This is a genomic window from Ruegeria sp. BG10, from assembly GCF_056538575.1.
Map to the genome: position 1 here is coordinate 38,967 of NZ_JBQFTI010000007.1, position 20,080 is coordinate 59,046.

Consider the following 20,080-nt stretch of genomic DNA (forward strand, 5'->3'; position numbering starts at 1 on the left):
TCTTACCCTTCCGCGCGGCCCTTGCCGCCGTCATCCGTTTCGCGCAAGCCACGCAGGCGCTGCGCTTCCTCTACAACACGTTTGGCGAGTCCGCCAGAGGCCAGCGCCGCATGAATCACGGTTTGGCGCCCAAATGCCTGTCCCAGCTCGTCCGCGGTCAGCCAGCCGATGTATTTGCCGAAATGCGGCGTGCTGAGTTTCGACTTGCCGCGCCCCGATCCGTCGATGGCCTGAATCAGCACACTCGCCTCTTCCCGGTCCAGCCACGTCTTGACCTTTTCATAGCCCGCGACCGCATCGCCGGACTTGCGCGCCAGGCTCAACAGTTCGATCACGCGGCGCGCGACCTGCTTTTCGACCTCGGCCGTCAGGTCCCCGGGCACGCTCACCTGTGCCTTGAACCCGCGTGCGAACAGTTTCTTGCCAACGGCCTTGTCCAGCGCGGCGCGATCCGCCGCCACATAGACACCACGCCCCGGCAATTTTGCCGCAACATCCGGGTAGACCTGACCGTCCGGCCCCGTCACAAAGCGTATCAACCCATATTTAGGCTGAATTTCGCCCGTGGCGATGCACTTGCGTTCAGGTCCTTCGGACCGATCCTTATGGACGCCACCGCGACCCATGTCAGCCACCCGAGGCCTGAGATCAGGCCTCGGCCTCCTCTTCAACGGCTTCGCCGTCTTCTTCCGCTTGTTCCAGCTCAGCCGGATCAACCCAGCCCAGCATGATACGCGCGGTCATGACCAGATCCTGTGCTTCTTCCAGCGTGACGCCGAAAGGCTCCAGAACACCGTCATCCTTGATGCGCTCACCATCGACCGTGGTCCAGCCACCGGCCAGTTCCCAGTCGGCGCAGGTGGCGAAGTCTTCCAGAGTCTTCACGTCATCCTTGGCCAGCGCCTCTACCATCTGGGGGGTCAGGCCTTCGAATTCAATAAGGCTGTCTTCCGCGCCCAAGCTGCGGGCGCTGTCCAGCGCCGCCTTGGCCTGCGCTTCCAGGAATTCGCGGGCGCGGGTCTGCAGCTCCTGCGCGGTGCCTTCGTCGACGCCGTCGATCACCAGCAATTCCTCGATCTCGACATAAGCGACTTCTTCGAGGTTGGTGAAGCCTTCCGACACCAGCAGCTGAGCAAAGAATTCGTCCAGATCGAGGCTTTCCATGAACAGCTGCGTGCGGGCTTCGAATTCCTTCTGACGGCGCGCCGATTCCTCGGCTTCGGTCATGATGTCGATGTCCAGATTGGTCAGCTGGCTGGCCAGACGCACGTTCTGACCACGGCGACCGATGGCGAGGCTCAATTGCTCCTCAGGCACCACAACTTCGATCTTACCGGCTTCTTCGTCCAGAACCACCTTTGAGACCTCGGCAGGCTGCAACGCGTTCACCAGGAAGGTCGGCTGATCTTCGTTCCACGGGATGATGTCGATCTTCTCACCCTGCAACTCGTTCACAACGGCCTGCACGCGGCTGCCGCGCATACCAACGCAGGCCCCGACGGGGTCGATCGAGCCGTCATACGAGATCACGGCGATCTTGGCGCGCGAACCGGGGTCACGGGCCACGGCCTTGACCTCGATGATGCCGTCATAGATTTCCGGCACTTCCATCTTGAACAGTTCTGCCATGAATTCCGGCGCGGTGCGCGACAGGAAGATCTGGTGGCCGCGAACCTCGCGGCGGACTTCCTTGATATAGGCACGCACGCGGTCGTTGGGGCGATAGCTTTCACGACCGATCTTGTCATTGCGGCGCAGAACGGCCTCGGCCCCGCCCAGATCGACGATGACGTTGCCGAACTCTTCGCGCTTGACCGCACCGTTGATGATGGTGCCTGCGCGATCCTTGAATTCTTCGTACTGACGATCACGTTCCGCTTCGCGCACCTTCTGCAGAATGACCTGCTTGGCGGACTGAGCGGCGATACGGCCCATTTCGACCGGCGGAACTTCTTCGACGAAGACGTCACCAACTTCGGGCGATTCCATGTACTGTTTCGCCTGCTCGACGGTCATCTCGGCCTGATAATTCTCAAGCTCTTCATCCTCGACCACGGTGCGCACACGGGTAAAGGTTGCCTTGCCGGTCTTGCGGTCGATGCTGACACGGATGTCCATTTCCGCGCCGTAACGGCTCTTGGCGGCACGGGCGAGCGATTCTTCCATCGCTTCGACAACCAGACCGGGGTCGATCATCTTTTCGCGGGCCACGGCCTCGGCGGTCTGCAGCAGCTCCAGCTGGTTGGCTGAGGTGATTGCCATCAGTTCGTCTCCTCTTCGGACCCTTCGGTCTCAATCTCGTCGAAAGCGTTTTCGTTCAGGGCACCGGCGTCTTTGCGCTGGCGCAGCATTTCCTTGATCAGGTCATCGGTCAGGACCAGCTTGGCGTCGCTCAACCAGTCGAATTGCAGACCGATGGTGATCGTCTCAGCCCCTTCGGGGATGTTGATCAGAACCTCATCCCCTTCGATCCCGGCCAGTTCGCCCTTGAAACGGCGGCGGCCGTCGATCAGTTCGGCGGTCTCGATCTTGGCCTCATACCCTTCAAACATCTCAAAATCCTTGAGACGGGTCAGGGGACGGTCGATGCCGGGGCTGGACACTTCCAGCGTATAGGCGTCGAGGATCGGGTCCTCGACGTCCAGCGTGGCGCTAACCGCGTTGGAAATCTCGGCGCAGTCATCCACTTCAATCCCGCCATCGGGCTTATCGGCCATGATCTGCAGCGTGGTCTGCTTGCCGCTCATCAGGCGAATGCGGACCAGTTCATACCCCAGATCCTCGATCACAGGGGTGATAATCTCGGCCAGTCGCCGGTCAATCGCCGCTTTGGCTATCAGGTCGTTCGTCATAAGGTTCTCTACCCTGTCATCCGGGCACAAAAAAACGGGCGCGCGGCCCGTCGAAATTTCCGGTGGAGCCCCGGACCAGAAGTCCAACGCGCCGCTGTTGAAACTGCATATACGCAGGAGTTGTTGAGTCTGCAACCCCCGGCGGGATTCGTGATCGGATTTAAGCCAGCCACCACCGTTCGGCGATCCGGCCGTCATCCAGCGCGCGACCCGCGCCGATCTGGCGCGGCATGCCCACATGGGCGGCTGCGGCCAGCGCCATATCGGTTTCGCCGGGGTGAAAACGCAGACCGCGCTGCGCGCCCAGATCCTCCATCGCGGGTTGCACCGCGACATCCACGAACCCATCCCGCAGCGCCTCGGCCCGCACATGGGCGTCGGGGATGACGATGATTTCCACAGCATCGGCCCAGCCCGCCAGACCGTCCTTATAGTGTCCGGTCACTTTTCGGCCAAGGAAATGGCGGCCATCCTCGGCCCGCTCGACGCGATAGCATCCGGTGCCGTTTGCCGCCCGCAATGGCGTGACGCCCTGCCCGTTCCGGGTGATGACAAAACGGCTGTCGGCCAGCAGAAACGGCAGACCGGGATTGGCGTCCGGCAATTCGATTTGCACGCGATGCGCGGCCAGCGCCTCAACACGGCCTATGCCGTCCAGCGTCCCGACAATATCCTCGACGGTCAGGGGTGCGGCGTCGTGAAACAGAACATCCTCGCGCAGGTCGAAACTCCAGACGCGGGCGTCGGCATCGGTCTGCCATCCGGTCGCCAGTTCAGGCCGCAGCGTTCCGTCGGGTGCGATCTCAGTCAGATTGTCGAACACGGCACCCCGCGCCACCTGTTCCAGGCTGTCATCGCGCGGCACTGCAAGGCGAAGTGTTCCGCCCGTTTTGGGCGCGTCCGCCAGCGAGGCCCCCGTGGCCGCCAGCAACGCGGCGGCGGCACCCGAGGCAAACAATGCGCGGCGGTCGATCCGGGTCATGCCACACCCTCCGCCAGACGATCCATGATGCGCACCAGCTCGGCGCTGATGCCCGGTTCGGACAAGGCGTGACCTGCCTGGCGCACCATCTTCAACTCGACCCCCGGCCAGCGTTCGGCCAGATTCCACGCGGCCTGAGGCGGGCAGATCATGTCATAGCGCCCCTGCACGATGTGGCCGGGGATATGCGCGATCCGGTCCATGTGATCCAGAATCTGCCCGTCAGTTTCAAGAAACGCGCCATTGATGAAATAGTGGTTCTCCAGCCGCGCAAAGGCCCGCGCGTATTCGCCGGGGCTTTCGCCAACCGCGCCCTGCGAATGGATCGAGGCCAGCGCGTTTTCCCAGGCCGACCAGGCCCGGGCATAAAGAATCTCCGTCGCGCGGTCGCCTGAAAACAGGCGTTTGTTATAGGCACCGATCGTATCCGACAGCTCAGCCTCGGTCAGAAGGGCCGTGAACTTGGCCCATTGTTCCGGCCAGAATTTGCCGCCGCCGCCGCCGTAGAACCACTGCAACTCGGCCTGCGTCGCCAGAAACACGCCGCGCAGCACCAGCCGGTTCACCCGGTCGGGGTGGGTTTGCGCGTAGATCAACGCCAGGGTCGCACCCCAGCTGCCGCCGAACACGGTCCAGTCGTCGATATCCAGCAAGGTCCGCAGCCGTTCGATATCGGCAACCAGATGCCAAGTGGTGTTGTCGGTGACCGAGGCATGAGGCCGCGACCTCCCACAACCGCGCTGATCGAACAGAATCACCCGATAGACATCGGGATCGAAATAGCGCCGCATCGCCGGGCTGCACCCGCCGCCGGGCCCGCCATGCAGCACCACAATCGGTATCCCATTGGGATTGCCGCATTGTTCCATGTATATTCGATGGCCCTCGCCCACATCCACCATGCGCTGATCGAAGGGATCGATCGGCGGGTACAGATATTGAACTGCGCGCTTTTGGTCCGGGTACTTGTCCATTATGGCCCTATATAGTCCTTAAACGTAAAAGAGCATACGGAGACAGGAATGCAAGCGCATCCGAACACGGTGGACCCGTCCGAGATCGCAAAATTCGAGGCGATGGCCGCCGAATGGTGGGACCCGCATGGGAAATTCAAGCCCCTGCACATGCTGAACCCCTGCCGTCTGGATTACATCACCGGGCAGATCGCCGGTGAGTTTGACCGTGACCTGAAAGCGGCGAAGCCCTTCGACGGCCTGCGCCTGCTGGATATCGGCTGCGGCGGCGGATTGCTGAGCGAACCGATGGCCCGTCTGGGGGCCGAGGTCGTCGGCGCAGATGCCGCCGAAGGCAACCTGCCCGTCGCCCGCATTCACGCGGAACAGTCCGGTTTGCAGATCGACTATCGCCACAGCACGGCCGAGGCAATGGCCGCGGCGGGCGAGCAATTCGACGTGGTGCTGAACATGGAAGTGGTCGAGCATGTGGCCGACCCGCTCAGCTTTCTGACCGCCACGCAAGCCCTGCTGAAACCCGGCGGGCTGAAGATCTGTTCGACCATCAACCGCAACTCGAAATCCTATGCCATGGCGATTTTCGGGGCTGAGGTCGTCATGCGCTGGCTGCCGCGCGGCACCCATGAGTGGAACAAGTTCATCACACCGGATGAACTGTTCGACCTGCTGCGCCAGTCCGGGCTGGACCCGGTGGACCGCAAGGGGTTCGTGTTCAACCCGATTCTGTGGAGCTGGTCGATATCAGACCGGGATCTGAGCGTGAATTATGTGACGGCGAGCGTGAAGCCGGGGTAACGTTTAAATGGGAGGGCGCGAAAACGCATTCAAGCGCACCCCCCTATTGGTAGTATTTCTTAAACTGGTTGGTAGACCAAAAAGAAGATGGCTTGAGATGTTGCCATCCACGGGGAGAATCGTCTGGAATTCGAATGGATTTTAGATACTGTCCGTCGTCGACGCGGTGCCTCAACCACCAACCCAAGACCGCCGCCACACGACCTTCTGTAACAGGTTCTGCAGTTACCTGAATTGTCACTCGGTTCAGTGAGTAGCTCTCGCCAAAGCTCTTACTTATGTCGTTGGCATCAACGAACCGAGCCGATGTTGGATCGTTGATACCAAGGAAAGTTACCATTCGCGGCCATAAATCTTGAGGCACCTCGAGGGGTTCCGTTTGCCTCTCCACTTCACGAATGGCATCTTTGAAACCGGGGACGTTCTTGAATTCTTCCCGCATGGTCAACCAGATCAACGGGCCAGCATTTCCATCAAGCAACGCGAACAGATACCGCCCGCCAAGGTCCGCCACAACCGCTTCGCCCGTAAGGTCCGTATGGTTCCCATCCATACTGCCCAGCCAATCTATCGCACCGGTGAAATCCACCCGGATAACGCTCGACGCGGTCATAGGACCATCAGGCGTATCAAAATACAGCACCATCTTCTGATGCCGGTCCGCCTTTTTGATGCAACCCGTCAACAAAACGGCCATAACGGCAAACAGGATTATGTGAAATCTCAATCTATTTCTTCCCGCCGGAGCTGTTTGCCAGCCTGATTAAATCAATCAAATGGAAGAAACCCTACTCCCCCTCCAACTGCAACCGCAAATCCCGCAGAACGGGCAGTGTGCTCCGCACTCGTTCCAGCCCCAGCTCTCCGACCACGCGGTTGATCAGCGGCGCGATCGAGGAAATCGCCTGATCGCGCGCGCGGCGACCGGCGGGGCTGATCGCGACCATCTTGCGGCGGGCGTCGTCCCAGTCGGGGCGGATGTGGATGTATCCGGCCCATTCCAGCTTGGCCAAGGTGTTGGTCATCGCCCCACGCGTGACGTGGAATGTGTTGGCCAGCTGCGCCGGGCTGCGTTCGTCGCCCACAAAGACCAGATGGTTCAAAACCGAGAAATGCGAGATTTCCATGCCCTTGGGCAGCACCCGGCTCAGCCGGTTGCGCAGCAGTTGATCTGCGGTCAGGATCTCGCTGAACAGCGTGACCGCTAGGGCGTTGTGTTCGTCAGCCATGGTCCGGTTCTGGGTCAGGGCCCGTCAAAGGGACGGGTATGCGTCAGTGAGGGCACTCGGCGGCGCGCCTCTGTCACAGAACTATCATCCAAATCGAAAAAGTGAATGCCCGGATCGATTCCTGCGTCGATGACGACCTCTCCCCACGGGGCCACAACCATGCTGTGACCATGCGTGTATCGCGTCTTTCCTCGGGTTTTCGGGTGTTCTCCGGTCTGCGCCGGGGCGAGCACCCAACAGGTGTTCTCAATCGCCCGCGCGCGCAGCAGCGATTCCCAATGCGCAGCACCCGTGACCGGTGAAAAGGCCGCAGGCACCGTGAGAATGCGCGCACCCGCCTGCGCCAGTGCCGCATACAGCGCCGGAAACCGGACGTCATAGCAGATGGTCATCCCGACCTTGCCGAATTCGGCCTCGGCAATCACCGCGCGGTCGCCGGGGCGGTAGTTCCTGGATTCCCGGAAAGTCTCCGATTCGGTGACCTGCACGTCGAACATGTGAATCTTGTCATATCGCGCGACGATCTGCCCCTGCGGTCCGATCATGAAGGACCGGTTGGCAAACCGCCCGTCCGCATCATGGGTTTTGATCGCCAGCGACCCGATCAGCAGCCAGATACCCAGCGCGGCGGCCTGCTCGCGCAGGCCCGCCAGTGTCTGGTCGTCTTCCTCGTGCTGCAGAACTTCGCGCTGCCGCGTCGTGCTGGTCGAGACGCAATTGGTTACCTCGGGTGTCAGGACGAACCGCGCCCCCTGATCCGCCGCCTCAGCCAGCATAGTCCGCACCGTGTCCAGATTTTCGGCCGGATCATCCGACGCGGTGATCTGCAGCAGCGCGGTTTTCATCAGGCCGCCAGCAGGCGATCCAACTTGCCCTGCCGCTCAAGCTCATAGAGATCGTCACAACCGCCGACATGCTGCGCGCCGATGAATATCTGAGGAACAGTGCGTTTGCCGCCCGCGCGCTGGATCATTTCGGGCTTGCGTTTGGGGTGCAAAAACACGTCCACCTCTTTGAATTCGACGCCTTTCTGTTTCAACAGGCGTTTGGCCGCGTGGCAAAAGCCGCACAGCGGCGAGGTGTAGATTTCAACCGGTTTCATATTCCGCCCCTTTGGGTTTCGCGTGATCTTGGGCGAATTAGGCATCCTTGGCAACGCGCGCCAGTGCCAACACGAAAATATGATTTGCGCCGGATGCAAGGCAGACACGCGAACAGGCCGTCAGTGTCGCGCCCGACGTCATGACGTCATCGACCAACAGCACATCGCGCCCCTGCATCCTGTTGCGCCTGTTGGGGTGGGCGGCGATGGCGTCGGTCAGGGTTTCGGCCCGCTCCGCCGCTGTTTTCCCGTCCAATACCGGGGTCCGCACAGGTCGAACCAGAAGGTCCGGACAGACCTCCAGCCCGGTCAGCCGCCCCAGATGTTGCGCCAGCAGCGCCGACTGGTTGTACCGGCGCCGCAGCAACCGGGACCAGTGCAGCGGGACAGGCGCGATCAACATGGTGTCGCGAAACAGCTCTTGTCCCGCCTGCGCCATCCAGCGGGCCGCCGGACGCGCCAGTTCCGGTCTGTCCCCGTGCTTCAGCGCCAGGATCAACGACCGTGCCTTGCCCTGATATACCAGCGCCGCGCGCCCGTCCTGCCAGGGGCGCGGCGCACGCATGCAATCGTCACATTCGATCCGGTGACCATCCGCCTGACCGGGTAAAGGCACACCGCAGCATTCGCATACGACGCCACCGATAAAGGGCGTGTCGCGCCAACAGGGGCCGCACAGACCGAAATCGGACTCGGTCAGGTCACCGCAGCCCAGACAGCGCGGCGGGTAGATCAGTTCGACAGCGGTTTGAATCCGCCGCCACATGCGATAGTTGCGCCTTATGAAACTGCCCGAGTCCAACGCACCCTCACTGTTTGACCGCCCGGCCCTGGCCCGGCATCGCACCCGCGCCCGCGACGAAGCCCTGTTCCTGCACCACGCCGCCGTGGATGAGGTTCAGGATCGGCTTTCCATGGTTAACAAAGCCTTTACGGCACCGGCGATTGTGACGCCGTTTGCGCATATCTGGCAGGAGGTGCTGCCGGGGGCCGAAATCGTCGCGGATGACGAAATGCTGGCGCTGAAGTCCGGCGCGCATGATCTGGTGATCCATGCCATGGCGCTGCACTGGGCCAACGATCCGGTAGGGCAGCTGATCCAATGCCATCGCGCCCTGAAACCTGACGGGTTGCTGCTGGTCGTGTGTCTGGGCGGCGAAACCCTGCACGAACTGCGCGCGGCCCTCGGGCAGGCCGAGGTTGAGGCGACCGGCGGCCTCAGCCCCCGCGTCGCGCCCATGGCCGAGCTGCGCGATCTGGGCGGATTGCTGCAACGGGCGGGTCTGGCCCTGCCGGTGGCTGACACCGCGCGCCTGACGGCGGAATATCGCGACCTGACCCACCTGATGCAAGATCTGCGCGCGATGGGAGAGGTCAACAGCCTTTCTGGCCGCGTGAAACACCCGACCCGGCGGCAGGTCTTCGCCCGCGCCCAGCAAATCTATGCGGACCACTTCGCCACGCCCCGGGGGCGTCTGGCCGCCACCTTCGAATTGATCTGCCTGACCGGCTGGTCGCCGGATGACAGCCAGCAGAAACCGCTGCGTCCTGGATCGGCGCAGGCGCGCCTTGCCGATGCGCTGGGCACCAAGGAAGGCAAACTGTCCAATTGACGACCGGACAATTCCGGTTATCTCAGCCCGGAACAGAGAACTCTCAGGAAACGAACCATGTTTGACGCCACCCGCCCATCAAATGCGCCCGCCGACCACCCCAAGGTCAAAATGGGTCGCGTCGGCATTCTGCTGGCCAATCTGGGCACGCCGGACGATTACAGCTATTGGCCGATGCGCCGGTATCTGAACGAGTTTCTGTCGGACCAGCGCGTGATCGACTATCCCAAGTGGAAATGGCAACCGATCCTGCAGGGCATCATCCTGACCAAGCGCCCGTTCAGCTCGGGCGCGGCGTACAAGTCGATCTGGAACCACGACAAGGGCGAAAGCCCGCTGATGACGATCACCAAGGATCAGACCGCCAAGTTGCGCGATGCGATGCAGGACCGTTTTGGCGATCAGGTCATGGTCGATTTCTGTATGCGCTATGGCAACCCGTCCACCAAATCCAAAGTGCGTGAGATGGTGGCTGCGGGCTGCGACCGTATCCTGTTTTTCCCGCTCTATCCGCAATATGCCGGGGCCACGACCGCCACGGCAAATGATCAGTTCTTCCGTGCGCTGATGGCGGAACCCTGGCAGCCGGCCACGCGCACAGTACCGGCGTATTTCGATCAACCTGCCTATATCGACGCCTTGGCGGGATCGGTGGAGAACGCCTATGCGGAGCTGGAGACCAAGCCGGACATTCTGGTCTGTTCGTATCACGGTATGCCCGAGCGCTATTTGCAGCAGGGGGACCCCTATCACTGCCAATGCGCAAAAACGTCCCGCTTGCTGAAGGAACGGCTGGGCTGGTCGGACGATCAGCTGGTGTCGACCTTCCAGTCGCGATTCGGTCCCGAGGAATGGCTAAAGCCCTACACGGTAGAACACGTGGCCGAACTGGCGCGGCAGGGCAAAAAGAACATCGCCGTCATCGCACCGGCATTTTCCGCCGATTGCATCGAAACGCTGGAAGAGATCAACGAAGAGATCAAGGAAAGCTTCGAAGAAGCGGGCGGTGAGACCTTCACCTATATCCCCTGCCTCAACGCCGATGATTCGCACATCGCGGCTTTGGGCAAGGTGATCGAAGACAATCTGAAAGGCTGGCTGGATTGACCGACCCAACCCGTCAGGCATGAAAAAAGGCGGTGGATCGCTCCACCGCCTTTTCTCTAAACAATGCTCGTCGACTTAGCTTGCTGCAACAGCTGCGGCAACAACGACCAGCAGGATCAGCGGCAGGATGATGCCCTGCGACGAACCCTGGGTTTCTTCAACAACAACCGGTGCTTCAACAACCGGCTCTTCCAGGTTGCCGGCATATGCGGTCGAAGCAGCAGCGGTCAGTGCAGCGGCGAGAACGAGTTTCTTCATATTAACCTCCAGAATTTGCACGGTTCCAAATAGTGAAACCATACACCCAAGACTTACCTCGTGTTTTTTTCTAATCAGCTATCCGACTGGAATGCAATTGGAACTTACGGCGCAAGCGGGTTCGTGCGCGAAAATGTCGTCAAATAAGCAACACTTGCGTGCCAACCTGCGCCATTGAAAACAATTCCTGAATGTCTTCGTTGAACAGGCCGATGCAGCCATTCGACGACCGGCGGCCGATTTTCCGCGTGTCATGGGTTCCGTGGATGCGGTAATATTTCCAGCTAAGATACAAAGCGTGTGTTCCCAATGGGTTATCGGGACCCGGGGGGATATAGTCCGGCCATTCGGGGTTTCGCTTCTTCATTGATGGGGTCGGCGACCAGCTGGGCCCTTCGACCTTGCGGATCACGCTGGTGCGACCGCGGCGCGTCAGCTCCTCGGTCAGCGGCACCGAGGACGGGTACAGCCTGTACACCCGCTGATCTTCGGACCAGTAGTGCAATGCCCGCGAAACCGTATCGACCAGAATGGCCCCGTTATTGGTGTTCGAGAAATAGGGCTGCCAGTCCAGCGCACGGAACCCCGATATGTTGCGGCGCACCTGTGGTTCCGCCTCGGGTGCCGGGCGCAACGGATCACCGGGGATGTACTGGGCGATTGCCGGCGAAGCCACAAGGGCCGAAGCACCTGCCAGGAATCCACGGCGGGTGGAAGAGTGAATGCGTTTCTTGACCATGACGGGCGGTCCTTTGCTAAGGCCATCTGAAATTCTGGCACATTTTATTGCCAGAATGCTTCAGTCGCAAATCAAACCGGCAGAATCACGCGAAACAGCGTCAAAGCAGGTTTGCTCAGGGCGGTCTGTCGCGTTATGCCGTAGGGCAACACAATTATCAGGTCGATCATGACGCGTATCTTATCCTTACTGTCCGTTTGCCTTATCGCACTGGCCGCATGTACCACCGGCAGCACGCCGACCTACGGGACCGATGGCCGTCCTTTGCCGACGGTCTACAAGATCCGGGGCAACCCGGAAAAACTGCAGTTCCGCATGCTTGATTCGGTCAATGCGCTGCGCCAGGCGCAGGGGTTGCAGTCGGTTCAGCTGAATGCGCAGCTGAATGCCGCGGCGGCCACGCATTCCAAAGATATGGCGCGGCAGAACCGCCCCTGGCACTTTGGCTCTGACGGATCGTCGCCGCTGGATCGTGCCCAGCGCGTAGGTTACTATGGCACCTTCCTGGGCGAAGCCATTTCCGAGACCTACGAGACAGAGACCGAAACGCTGGCCGCCTGGATGCAGGAGCCCGGACCGCGCGCGGTGATCATGGACCCCAAAGCCTCGCAGATGGGCTTTGCCTGGCATCAGGAAGGCGGCGGCAAAATCTGGTGGACGCTGGAAATGGGAACCGGCGGCTGACCCAGACCGCAACCCCGGAATCAAAAAGCCCCCGCAAATCCGGGGGCTTTTTTGTATCTTCCGAATGTCAGGCTGCCTGCATCGACTGGGCTTCGGTCAGGATGGCGTAAAGCTTGACCGGGTCCGGGTTGGCCCGGAGTTTTGCGCAAACCGAGGTGTCGCGCAGGGTCCGGGACACCAGCGCCAGTGCTTTCAGGTGATCCACACCGGCCTCTTCGGGCGCGAAAAGGGCAAAGGCGATATCGACCGGCTGCCGATCAACCGATCCGAAATCAATCGGCTTTTCCAGCATCACGAATACCCCGGAAACGACCTCAAGCTCGGACATGCGCGCATGCGGTAACGCCACGCCATGGCCCACGCCGGTCGGCCCCAGGCTTTCCCGTTCCAGCAACCCGTCGACAACAATCTGGGCCTCAAGACCTAGCGCCGCCTCTGCAACATCGGCGACTTCCTGAAACAGCCGCTTCTTGCTGGAAGCGGCGGACAATACACGTACTGCTTCGGGCTTCAGTATGCTCGAAAGCTCCATGATCACGCTCCGTGGCGGGGCCCCCGCTTGCGCAGGGGCTTACCTTGCTATTCTTGCCTGTTACGGATCGATCCAGCCGATATTACCGTCATCCCGACGATACACGACATTCAATCCATCCTTGTTTTCATTCCGGAACACCAGCACCGGAGCGCCAGCCAGTTCCATCTGCATAACGGCTTCACCAACACTCAGCGATGGGATTTTGGTTTCCATCTCAGCCACAATCATCGGCTGCAGAGAGTCAGGCTCGTCAGCCGTCTCCGATTCGTCAGAGGCGAGGATATAAGAGGAAGCACCAAAGAGTTCAACCGGCTCAGCCCGATCCTTGTGGTGGTCCTTGAGACGACGCTTGTAGCGGCGCAACTGGGTTTCCATCTTGTCGCAGCATGCCTCAAATGCCGCGTAGATTTCAGTTGCATGCGCTTTGGCCTGCGCCGTCAGGCCGGTGGAAAGATGCACAGTGGTTTCGCACACATATTCATGCGCGGAACGGGAAAAGACGACATTGGCGTCAGTCGGCCGCTGGGCATATTTGCCCACGACATCGCCCAGTTCGGTCTGCACATGAGTCTGAAGTGCTACACCGATGTCGATCTGTTTTCCGCTGATTTGGTAACGCATGTGATCTCCTTCACAATTCACACCCATTTTGACGTCACGTTACGGGACGCACTTGTTTTTATCGGGTGGGGGATATCGGCGTTTCCTGCGGTAGCCGAACCGCTCGCCCTTCGACGAAGGGGCATCGTGATCCAGACGGGAACCGAAGAAATGCCATAACCCAATTGAGGCAAGAGACGGAGGAAGAGTCAATCAAAACAGGCGTGTATATACGTGATTTCCGCCATGCGCTCGGCGCATTACCGCGCAACCTCATGAAATACGGAAGTTTTCGCCCAGATAGACCCGCCGCACGTTTTCGTTTTCGACGACTTCGTCCGGGGTGCCGGACATCAGAACCTGACCGTCATGCAGGATATAGGCGCGGTCCACGATTTCGAGCGTTTCACGCACGTTGTGGTCGGTGATCAGCACGCCGATCCCGCGTTTTTTCAGATCGGCGACAAGATGGCGGATATCGCCCACGCTGATCGGATCGACGCCGGCAAAGGGTTCATCCAGCAGCAGATACTTCGGATCGGCCGCCAGACAACGGGCGATCTCGACCCGGCGGCGCTCGCCCCCCGACAAGGCCAGCGCAGGGGCGCGGCGCAGGTGTTCGATCGAGAAATCCGACAACAGTTCTTCCAGCCGCTCCTTACGGCGATGTGCGTGGCTGACCGTGATATCCAGAACCGACGCGATATTGTCCTCGACGCTCATGCCGCGAAAGATCGACATCTCCTGCGGCAGATAGCCGATACCCAGACGGGCGCGGCGATACATCGGCAGGGTCGTGACGGTCTGGCCGTCAATCGTGACCGTTCCGGCCTCGGGGAAAACCAGCCCGGCCACGGAATAAAACGTCGTGGTCTTGCCCGACCCGTTCGGGCCCAGCAGCGCCACCACTTCGGACCGGTCCAGCGTCATCGAGACATCCCGGATCACGGTCTTTTTGCGGTAGGATTTCCGCAGCTTTTCGATCCTGAGGCCGGAATTTCCCTCGGCGACGGACAGGTGTGGTCGCGCCATTACTCTTTACCCGATTGCAAAATGGTTTTGACGTTGCCCGTGACAGTCGCCTTGCCGGTGGTCAGATTGGCATTCATCTGATCGCCGCTGATCGTGCTGGGCCCCTGCGTCAGCAGCACATTGCCCTTCATCACGATCTCGCCCGAGTCGATGGTGTATTCCGCCCAGTCGCCTTCGGCCGCATCAGGCGGGCTGACCAGAACCACATCCTCTGTCGCCTCCATGCGTTCGATGCCCGAGCGTTCCTGATTGTAGATGACAAGCACGCGTTCGGCCGTAAGGCGCATTTCCCCCTGGATGACGATCACATTTCCCAGAAATTCCGCCGATCCGTCCTCCTGATTGACGTTCAGCGTCTCCGACGTGACCTCGACCGGCAGAGTCGGGTCGTTATTCACCGCTCCGAACCCGACCTGGGTCTCTTGCGCTGTCGCGGGGAAGGCGCCGGTTACCAGGGCACTGCAAACTAGGGCTACACGAAAATGAAACACAGGTTATCTTTCTGCTTTTTGAGGCTCATATATCAACTTCACCCCGTCTGTAAAAATAATATGGACCGGACCGTCCTCTTTTTTTGTCCCGAAGGTCATCCGGCCGGCTGAAAAATCTCCAATAATCCCAGTGCCATTGACCTGTCCGGGCGTATCACCGCGGATTTCGTCAAGGGCGGTGTTCAGCAAATCCGTGGTGACTTCGATACCGTCCGTTGTGGTAATAACTACGTCGCCGACGAAGGTGGCGGTATTCTTGTCGGGCCTGATCATCCCGGAATTTGAATCTAACGTGATGACCCCGCCGTTCAACAAGCCCAGACGGCCGCGGAACTCGGCTGCGGTCGGGGTCGCATTCTCGGTGCCCTGGGTCGCCCTGTTCGCCTCGATCTGGACCTGTTCGCCCTTGCGGGTGGTGCCGCGATAGTTTGGCTGCGTCACGACCTGATCGGCCAGCCGCTGATCGATGTCGTTCTGCGCAAAAGGCACGGTCACGTTGGTTTCGATGCTCCGAGAAAGCAGAAAAACAGTCGACAGAATCACGATGGCGGCCAGCGGCAGCACCACCTTGAAGAACTGCACCATACGGGAATGACCATCCACGGCTGTGCCCTCCGCCTAGCCCAGACCGACCCGCAGGCAGTCATGGATGTGCAAAAGACCTTCGGCCGGGGCATTCTGTTCCGGCGCCACGACGAACAGCGAAGTGATCTTGCGGTCATTCATGATCGCCACGGCCTCTTCCGCCAATGCGTCCGGGCCGATTGTGGTCGGGTTTTCCGTCATCACCTGCCGAGTTGTCTTATCCAGCAGACCGTCCATATGGCGGCGCAGGTCGCCGTCGGTGATGATCCCGGCCAGCTGCCCCTGCGCATCCGTCACACCGGCGACGCCAAAGCCTTTCTGGCTGATTTCGATCAGCGCATCGCTCATTGGGGTATCGGCATTTACCAGGGGCAGCGCTGCGCCGGTATGCATCAGGTCGCGCACCGTGCTGAGCCGCGCCCCCAGCTTGCCGCCGGGATGATAGGCGCGGAAATCCTCGGGCTTGAAATCGCGGTACTTCATCAGCGCGATCGCCAGCGCATCCCCCATCGCCAGCGTCAGCGTGGTCGAGATCGAGGGCACCATGCCGAAACCACAGGCCTCACCCATCGACGGGATCAGCAGATGCACATCCGCCTGTTTCATCAACGTGCTTTCGGGCTTGCTGGACAGGCCGATCAGCGGAATGCCAAAGCGGCGGGTGAAGGCCAACAAATTGGCCAGTTCCGGCGCTTCGCCCGAGTTTGAGATCGCCAGCACCACATCGCCTTTGGATACCATGCCCAGATCGCCATGGCTGGCCTCGGCCGGGTGCACGAAATAGGCGGGCGTGCCGGTGCTGGCCAGCGTCGCCGCAATCTTGTGGCCGATATGACCCGACTTGCCGATGCCGCTGACGATGATGCGGCCGGCGGCCTGCAGGATCAGTTGCACCGCTTCGGCGAAATGTTCGTCCAGCGCTCCGGCCAGCACGTCCAGCGCGCGGGCTTCGTCGGTGACAACCTGTCGGGCGGTTCTGAGGAAGGCTTCGGTGTCGGTCATGAGTGCGCAAAAATATCCGTTTCGGGCCAACCGGCGAGGTCCAGCTTCGCACGCATCGGCAGGAAGTCAAAACAGGCTTGTGCCATCTCGGTCCGGCCTTCGCGCGCCAGGCGCGCGTCCAGCGCATCGCGCAGCTGGTGCAGGTACAGAACGTCCGACGCGGCATAGTCCAGCTGCGCCTCGGTCAGTGTTTCGGCGCCCCAGTCGCTCATTTGCTGCTGTTTCGAGATATCGACGCCGATCAGTTCCTGACACAGGTTCTTCAGCCCGTGCCGGTCGGTATAGGTGCGGACCAGTCGGCTGGCGATCTTGGTGCAATAGACCGGCGCGGCCAGCGCGCCAAAACTGTGGTACATCGCGGCAATATCGAACCGGCCGAAATGGAACAGTTTCAGCACATCCGGGTTTTCCAGCATGGCGCAAAGGTTCGGTGCCTCGGTCTGGTCTTTTCCGACCTGAACGATATGGCTGTTGCCGTCGCCACCCGACATCTGGATCACACAGAGCCTGTCACGGTGCGGGTTCAGCCCCATGGTTTCGCAATCTATGGCCACAACGGGGCCCAGATTCAGCCCGTCCGGCAGGTCGTTTTTGTAAAGATAGTTCGCCACGGGGGTCTTCCTTTATGCGCTGTCGCCCCCGAGATAGGGGGTTTGACCTATAAACTCAACGCCATAGGCATGATCCCACTGTTCGGACGGTCCGAGTTTGACTTTATCCCCATGGGGAGGATAAGGATAATTCATGACTCAGCACATCCACGACTCGCACCCTCAGATCAAGGCGCGCCTGAAACGGGCGCATGGTCATCTGGCGAAAGTGATCGAAATGATGGACGATCAGGCCCCCTGTACGGACATAGCCCAGCAGCTTTTTGCGGTGGAAAAGGCGATCACCAATGCCAAACGCGTTCTGATACACGACCACATCGATCATTGCCTGTCTCCCGGGGCTCAGGGCGACCGGAACGATGTCGAGGATTTCAAAGCCATCACCAAGTATCTGTAGGCCATGCTGCGGGTCCTGCAAAACCGGGTGTATCGCCATTTGCTGGCCGCTCAGGTCGTGGCGCTGACCGGCACCGGGCTGGCGACCGTTGCACTGGGCTTGCTGGCCTATGATCTGGCCGGGGACGCCGCGGGGCTGGTTCTGGGAACCGCGCTGACGATCAAGATGGTCGCCTATGTGGTCATCGCCCCCGTTGCCGCCGCGTTTGCCGAGCGGATGGACCGGCGGCGCATGCTGGTGGTGCTGGATCTGGTTCGGGCGCTTGTGGCCGTGTGCCTGCCCTTCGTGACCGAGGTCTGGCAGGTTTACGTTCTGATCTTCCTGCTGCAATCGGCCTCAGCCGGATTCACTCCGGCCTTTCAGGCCACCATTCCGGACGTTTTGACGGACGAACAGGATTACACGCGGGCCCTGTCCCTGTCGCGGCTGGCCTATGACATGGAAAGCCTGGTCAGCCCGATGCTTGCTGCCGGGTTGCTGCTGGTTGTCAGTTTCGACAGCCTGTTCTGGGGTACCGGTCTGGGCTTTTTAGCCTCGGCCCTGCTGGTGATTTCGGTTGCTCTGCCCTCGCCCAGACCCACTCGGCGTCGCGGAATTTACGATCGGACGACGCGCGGCCTTCGCATGTATCTGAACACCCCCCGCCTGCGTGGCCTGCTCGCGCTGACATGGGCGGCCGCAGCGCTGAGCGCGACGGTCATCGTCAACACCGTTGTCATCGTACGCGCCGATCTGGGGCTGTCCGAAAGCGCCGTTGCCGTTGCGCTGGCCGGGTATGGCGGCGGCTCCATGCTGGCGGCCGTGGTACTTCCGGGCCTGCTGGACAGGCACAAGGACCGCACCGTCATGCGAGCCGGTGCGGTGTTCGGCACAATCTCGCTCGTCCTGTCCGCGGGTCTGTTTGCGGTTGTGCCAATGTCACTGGCCGGTCTTGCCGCTTTGTGGGCCTGTGTTGGCTTCGGATACTCGGCAACGCTGACGCCATCGGGTCGCCTGCTGACCCGTTCCGCCCGCCCCGAGGATCGCCCGGCGGTTTTTGCAGCCCAGTTCACCCTGTCGCATGCCTGCTGGCTGGTGTTGTATCCGCTGGCGGGCTGGCTCATGACGACCCAAAGCACGGCCGAAGCGCTTGCATGGATGACGCTGGCCGCGGTCCCCGGGCTGATTGCGGCCACACTCATCCGGCCGGATGCCGATCAGAAAGCCGTTTCAAAAGAACACCCTGACATGTCTTGAGCATCCCTGCCACTCTGCACTACACCTTGGCTACCATGGATCAGCTTGACCGCCGCATAATCTCAGCCCTGCAACACAACGCCCGCGAGTCCACCACCAAGATCGCCGCGAAACTGGGCGTGGCCCGGACAACCGTGATCGAACGCATCAAACGGATGGAGGAACGCGGCGTGATCGCCGGGTATTCGGTGGTCCTGAATAGCCCCGACGACGCCCCGCGCGTGCAGGTCGTCGTGCTGCTGGAAGTGCAGCAAAAGGAAACCACGCGCATCATCAAGCGGCTCGAAGCTTATCCCGAGGTAAAGCTTTGCCTGTCGATCAATGGTGAGTTCGACCTGCTGTTGTCGGCCGAGGCCCCGAGGATCGAGGACCTGGACATTCTGGTCGACGATCTGGCCAAAATCCCCGGTGTTCTGCGCACCAATACCAGCGTCGTGTTCGGCCGTCGGATCGATCGAATTTGAGCGGCTGATAACCCTCTATAAACCCCGGCGCGACTAGCCTGAACCGGATTGATCAGAATCCCGGACCGGCAGAATGCCAAATCGCACGATATTCCTGGCGGCAATTGTCGCCCTGCTGGTGGCACAACAGGGTCTGGCCCTGCCCGCCGCCCGCATCGCAGGCATCTGCGACACTGCCGCACGCCGCGCCGCCCTGTCCGAAGGGGTGCCGCCGGACGTTATGCGTGCAATCGCCCGGGTGGAAACCGGGCGCGTCCGGGACGGACGTCTGGAACCCTGGCCCTGGACCATCAACGTCGAAGGTCAGGGATATTGGTTCGCCTCCGAATTCGAGGCGAAAACCTATGTTTTCAATATCTTCAAAGCGGGCACGCGCAGCTTTGACATCGGCTGCTTTCAGATCAACTACCGCTGGCACGGCAAGGCATTTCGGTCCATCGATGCCATGTTTGATCCGGATGAAAACGCGGCCTATGCGGCAAGATTCCTGAAAGACCTTCATGCCGAACTTGGGTCCTGGCCTGCCGCCGTCGGCGCTTTCCATTCCCGCACCCCATCGCTGGCCAATGCCTATTCCGATCGGTTTCAGACCGTTCTGGCCCGGCTGGATCGGGAGCTGCCCGCGCCAGGGCCGGCAGCGCGCGATCCGTTTGCCACTGCCGCCGCGCCCCTGATCCCGGATCAGGCACCGCCTTCTGGTGCAGGTACACTTGGGTCGCTGGTCCCGTCCGCGACCGCGACTGCCGCCTTTATCCCCTTCAACTAGGAGCCCTGTGTGCCCAATATCGACGC

General features: G+C 60.8%; 27 protein-coding genes. 8 read left to right on the forward strand and 19 right to left on the reverse strand.

Features of this window, described 5'->3' with window-relative positions; translation table 11 throughout:
- Positions 1-2: 2 nt before the first annotated feature.
- The 5 genes from ACR0D8_RS19760 to pip form a co-directional block, all read right to left on the reverse strand.
- The gene (locus tag ACR0D8_RS19760; RefSeq protein WP_480649112.1) at positions 3-626 is read right to left on the reverse strand and encodes an RNA-binding protein; all 624 of its coding nucleotides are present in this window, start codon (positions 624-626) and stop codon (positions 3-5) included.
- 22 nt (positions 627-648) lie between these two features.
- The gene (gene nusA, locus ACR0D8_RS19765; RefSeq protein WP_480649114.1) at positions 649-2,262 is read right to left on the reverse strand and encodes a transcription termination factor NusA; all 1,614 of its coding nucleotides are present in this window, start codon (positions 2,260-2,262) and stop codon (positions 649-651) included.
- Complete coding sequence (rimP, locus tag ACR0D8_RS19770) at positions 2,262-2,852, reverse strand: ribosome maturation factor RimP (protein WP_480649116.1); 591 nt, start codon at positions 2,850-2,852, stop codon at positions 2,262-2,264. The genes nusA and rimP overlap by 1 nt, the downstream gene beginning before the upstream one ends.
- A 160-nt stretch (positions 2,853-3,012) precedes the next feature.
- Positions 3,013-3,834, reverse strand: a complete 822-nt coding sequence (locus ACR0D8_RS19775) for an ABC transporter substrate-binding protein (RefSeq protein WP_480649118.1) — start codon at positions 3,832-3,834, stop codon at positions 3,013-3,015.
- Positions 3,831-4,808, reverse strand: a complete 978-nt coding sequence (pip, locus tag ACR0D8_RS19780) for a prolyl aminopeptidase (RefSeq protein WP_480649120.1) — start codon at positions 4,806-4,808, stop codon at positions 3,831-3,833. Before pip ends, ACR0D8_RS19775 begins: the two co-directional genes overlap by 4 nt.
- Positions 4,809-4,856: 48 nt before the next feature.
- Here pip and ubiG point away from each other — a divergent pair, with 48 nt between their 5' ends.
- A complete protein-coding gene (gene ubiG, locus ACR0D8_RS19785; RefSeq protein WP_480649122.1) occupies positions 4,857-5,603 on the forward strand; it encodes a bifunctional 2-polyprenyl-6-hydroxyphenol methylase/3-demethylubiquinol 3-O-methyltransferase UbiG in 747 nt (248 codons plus the stop codon).
- Between the two features lie 43 nt (positions 5,604-5,646).
- Here the strand turns inward: ubiG and ACR0D8_RS19790 are convergent, their stop codons facing one another.
- The 5 genes from ACR0D8_RS19790 to ACR0D8_RS19810 all read right to left on the reverse strand — a co-directional run bounded on the left by ACR0D8_RS19790 (position 5,647) and on the right by ACR0D8_RS19810 (position 8,700).
- A complete protein-coding gene (locus tag ACR0D8_RS19790; RefSeq protein ID WP_480649124.1) occupies positions 5,647-6,330 on the reverse strand; it encodes a hypothetical protein in 684 nt (227 codons plus the stop codon).
- Positions 6,331-6,391: 61 nt separating this feature from the next.
- A complete protein-coding gene (locus ACR0D8_RS19795) occupies positions 6,392-6,832 on the reverse strand; it encodes a MarR family winged helix-turn-helix transcriptional regulator (RefSeq protein ID WP_480649125.1) in 441 nt (146 codons plus the stop codon).
- Positions 6,833-6,846: 14 nt separating this feature from the next.
- Positions 6,847-7,677, reverse strand: coding sequence for a carbon-nitrogen hydrolase family protein (locus ACR0D8_RS19800; protein ID WP_480649126.1), 831 nt, complete (start codon positions 7,675-7,677; stop codon positions 6,847-6,849).
- Positions 7,677-7,934 carry a glutaredoxin 3 gene (grxC, locus tag ACR0D8_RS19805; protein WP_475155227.1) on the reverse strand — a complete coding sequence of 86 codons (258 nt, stop codon included), beginning with the start codon at positions 7,932-7,934 and terminating at the stop codon, positions 7,677-7,679. Before grxC ends, ACR0D8_RS19800 begins: the two co-directional genes overlap by 1 nt.
- A 37-nt stretch (positions 7,935-7,971) precedes the next feature.
- On the reverse strand, positions 7,972-8,700 hold the full coding sequence (locus tag ACR0D8_RS19810; protein WP_480649129.1) for a double zinc ribbon domain-containing protein: 729 nt from the start codon (positions 8,698-8,700) through the stop codon (positions 7,972-7,974).
- Positions 8,701-8,716: 16 nt separating this feature from the next.
- On the opposite strand from ACR0D8_RS19810, the gene ACR0D8_RS19815 reads away from it, so the two are divergent.
- Positions 8,717-9,547 carry a methyltransferase domain-containing protein gene (locus ACR0D8_RS19815; protein WP_480649131.1) on the forward strand — a complete coding sequence of 277 codons (831 nt, stop codon included), beginning with the start codon at positions 8,717-8,719 and terminating at the stop codon, positions 9,545-9,547.
- Between the two features lie 57 nt (positions 9,548-9,604).
- Positions 9,605-10,654, forward strand: a complete 1,050-nt coding sequence (hemH, locus tag ACR0D8_RS19820) for a ferrochelatase (protein ID WP_480649133.1) — start codon at positions 9,605-9,607, stop codon at positions 10,652-10,654.
- Positions 10,655-10,729: 75 nt separating this feature from the next.
- Here hemH and ACR0D8_RS19825 read toward each other — a convergent pair whose 3' ends face one another.
- Entirely contained in the window at positions 10,730-10,912 is a 183-nt protein-coding gene (locus tag ACR0D8_RS19825; RefSeq protein ID WP_010442520.1) for a hypothetical protein, read from the reverse strand.
- Between the two features lie 139 nt (positions 10,913-11,051).
- Positions 11,052-11,651 carry a L,D-transpeptidase gene (locus ACR0D8_RS19830; protein WP_475155244.1) on the reverse strand — a complete coding sequence of 200 codons (600 nt, stop codon included), beginning with the start codon at positions 11,649-11,651 and terminating at the stop codon, positions 11,052-11,054.
- A gap of 168 nt (positions 11,652-11,819) precedes the next feature.
- Between ACR0D8_RS19830 and dalA the strand changes: the two genes are divergently transcribed.
- Positions 11,820-12,335 (forward strand): divisome-associated lipoprotein DalA, encoded by a 516-nt coding sequence (dalA, locus tag ACR0D8_RS19835; protein ID WP_480649136.1) that lies wholly within the window; start codon positions 11,820-11,822, stop codon positions 12,333-12,335.
- A gap of 67 nt (positions 12,336-12,402) precedes the next feature.
- On the opposite strand, the gene ACR0D8_RS19840 is transcribed toward dalA, so the two are convergent.
- The 7 genes from ACR0D8_RS19840 to ACR0D8_RS19870 form a co-directional block, all read right to left on the reverse strand.
- Positions 12,403-12,867: a PTS sugar transporter subunit IIA gene (locus ACR0D8_RS19840; RefSeq protein ID WP_475155252.1), complete on the reverse strand. Its 465-nt coding sequence runs from the start codon at positions 12,865-12,867 to the stop codon at positions 12,403-12,405.
- A 60-nt stretch (positions 12,868-12,927) separates the two neighbouring features.
- Positions 12,928-13,491 carry a ribosome hibernation-promoting factor, HPF/YfiA family gene (hpf, locus tag ACR0D8_RS19845; protein WP_475155257.1) on the reverse strand — a complete coding sequence of 188 codons (564 nt, stop codon included), beginning with the start codon at positions 13,489-13,491 and terminating at the stop codon, positions 12,928-12,930.
- Positions 13,492-13,743: 252 nt separating this feature from the next.
- Positions 13,744-14,502 (reverse strand): LPS export ABC transporter ATP-binding protein, encoded by a 759-nt coding sequence (lptB, locus tag ACR0D8_RS19850; RefSeq protein WP_475155262.1) that lies wholly within the window; start codon positions 14,500-14,502, stop codon positions 13,744-13,746.
- A complete protein-coding gene (locus ACR0D8_RS19855) occupies positions 14,502-14,993 on the reverse strand; it encodes an LptA/OstA family protein (RefSeq protein ID WP_475155268.1) in 492 nt (163 codons plus the stop codon). The genes lptB and ACR0D8_RS19855 overlap by 1 nt, the downstream gene beginning before the upstream one ends.
- A 3-nt stretch (positions 14,994-14,996) precedes the next feature.
- Positions 14,997-15,596 (reverse strand): LPS export ABC transporter periplasmic protein LptC, encoded by a 600-nt coding sequence (gene lptC / locus ACR0D8_RS19860; protein WP_475155270.1) that lies wholly within the window; start codon positions 15,594-15,596, stop codon positions 14,997-14,999.
- Between the two features lie 15 nt (positions 15,597-15,611).
- Complete coding sequence (locus tag ACR0D8_RS19865) at positions 15,612-16,580, reverse strand: KpsF/GutQ family sugar-phosphate isomerase (RefSeq protein ID WP_480649139.1); 969 nt, start codon at positions 16,578-16,580, stop codon at positions 15,612-15,614.
- Positions 16,577-17,191, reverse strand: coding sequence for a ribonuclease D (locus ACR0D8_RS19870; protein ID WP_480649141.1), 615 nt, complete (start codon positions 17,189-17,191; stop codon positions 16,577-16,579). The genes ACR0D8_RS19865 and ACR0D8_RS19870 overlap by 4 nt, the downstream gene beginning before the upstream one ends.
- Positions 17,192-17,324: 133 nt before the next feature.
- Between ACR0D8_RS19870 and ACR0D8_RS19875 the strand changes: the two genes are divergently transcribed.
- From ACR0D8_RS19875 to ACR0D8_RS19890, 4 genes are all read left to right on the forward strand, one after another.
- Entirely contained in the window at positions 17,325-17,588 is a 264-nt protein-coding gene (locus ACR0D8_RS19875; RefSeq protein WP_475155279.1) for a metal-sensing transcriptional repressor, read from the forward strand.
- Positions 17,589-17,591: 3 nt separating this feature from the next.
- Positions 17,592-18,824, forward strand: a complete 1,233-nt coding sequence (locus tag ACR0D8_RS19880; RefSeq protein WP_480649143.1) for an MFS transporter — start codon at positions 17,592-17,594, stop codon at positions 18,822-18,824.
- Positions 18,821-19,288, forward strand: coding sequence for an Lrp/AsnC family transcriptional regulator (locus tag ACR0D8_RS19885; RefSeq protein ID WP_475155286.1), 468 nt, complete (start codon positions 18,821-18,823; stop codon positions 19,286-19,288). Before ACR0D8_RS19880 ends, ACR0D8_RS19885 begins: the two co-directional genes overlap by 4 nt.
- 73 nt (positions 19,289-19,361) lie before the next feature.
- On the forward strand, positions 19,362-20,054 hold the full coding sequence (locus tag ACR0D8_RS19890) for a lytic transglycosylase domain-containing protein (RefSeq protein WP_480649145.1): 693 nt from the start codon (positions 19,362-19,364) through the stop codon (positions 20,052-20,054).
- Positions 20,055-20,080: the final 26 nt, after the last annotated feature.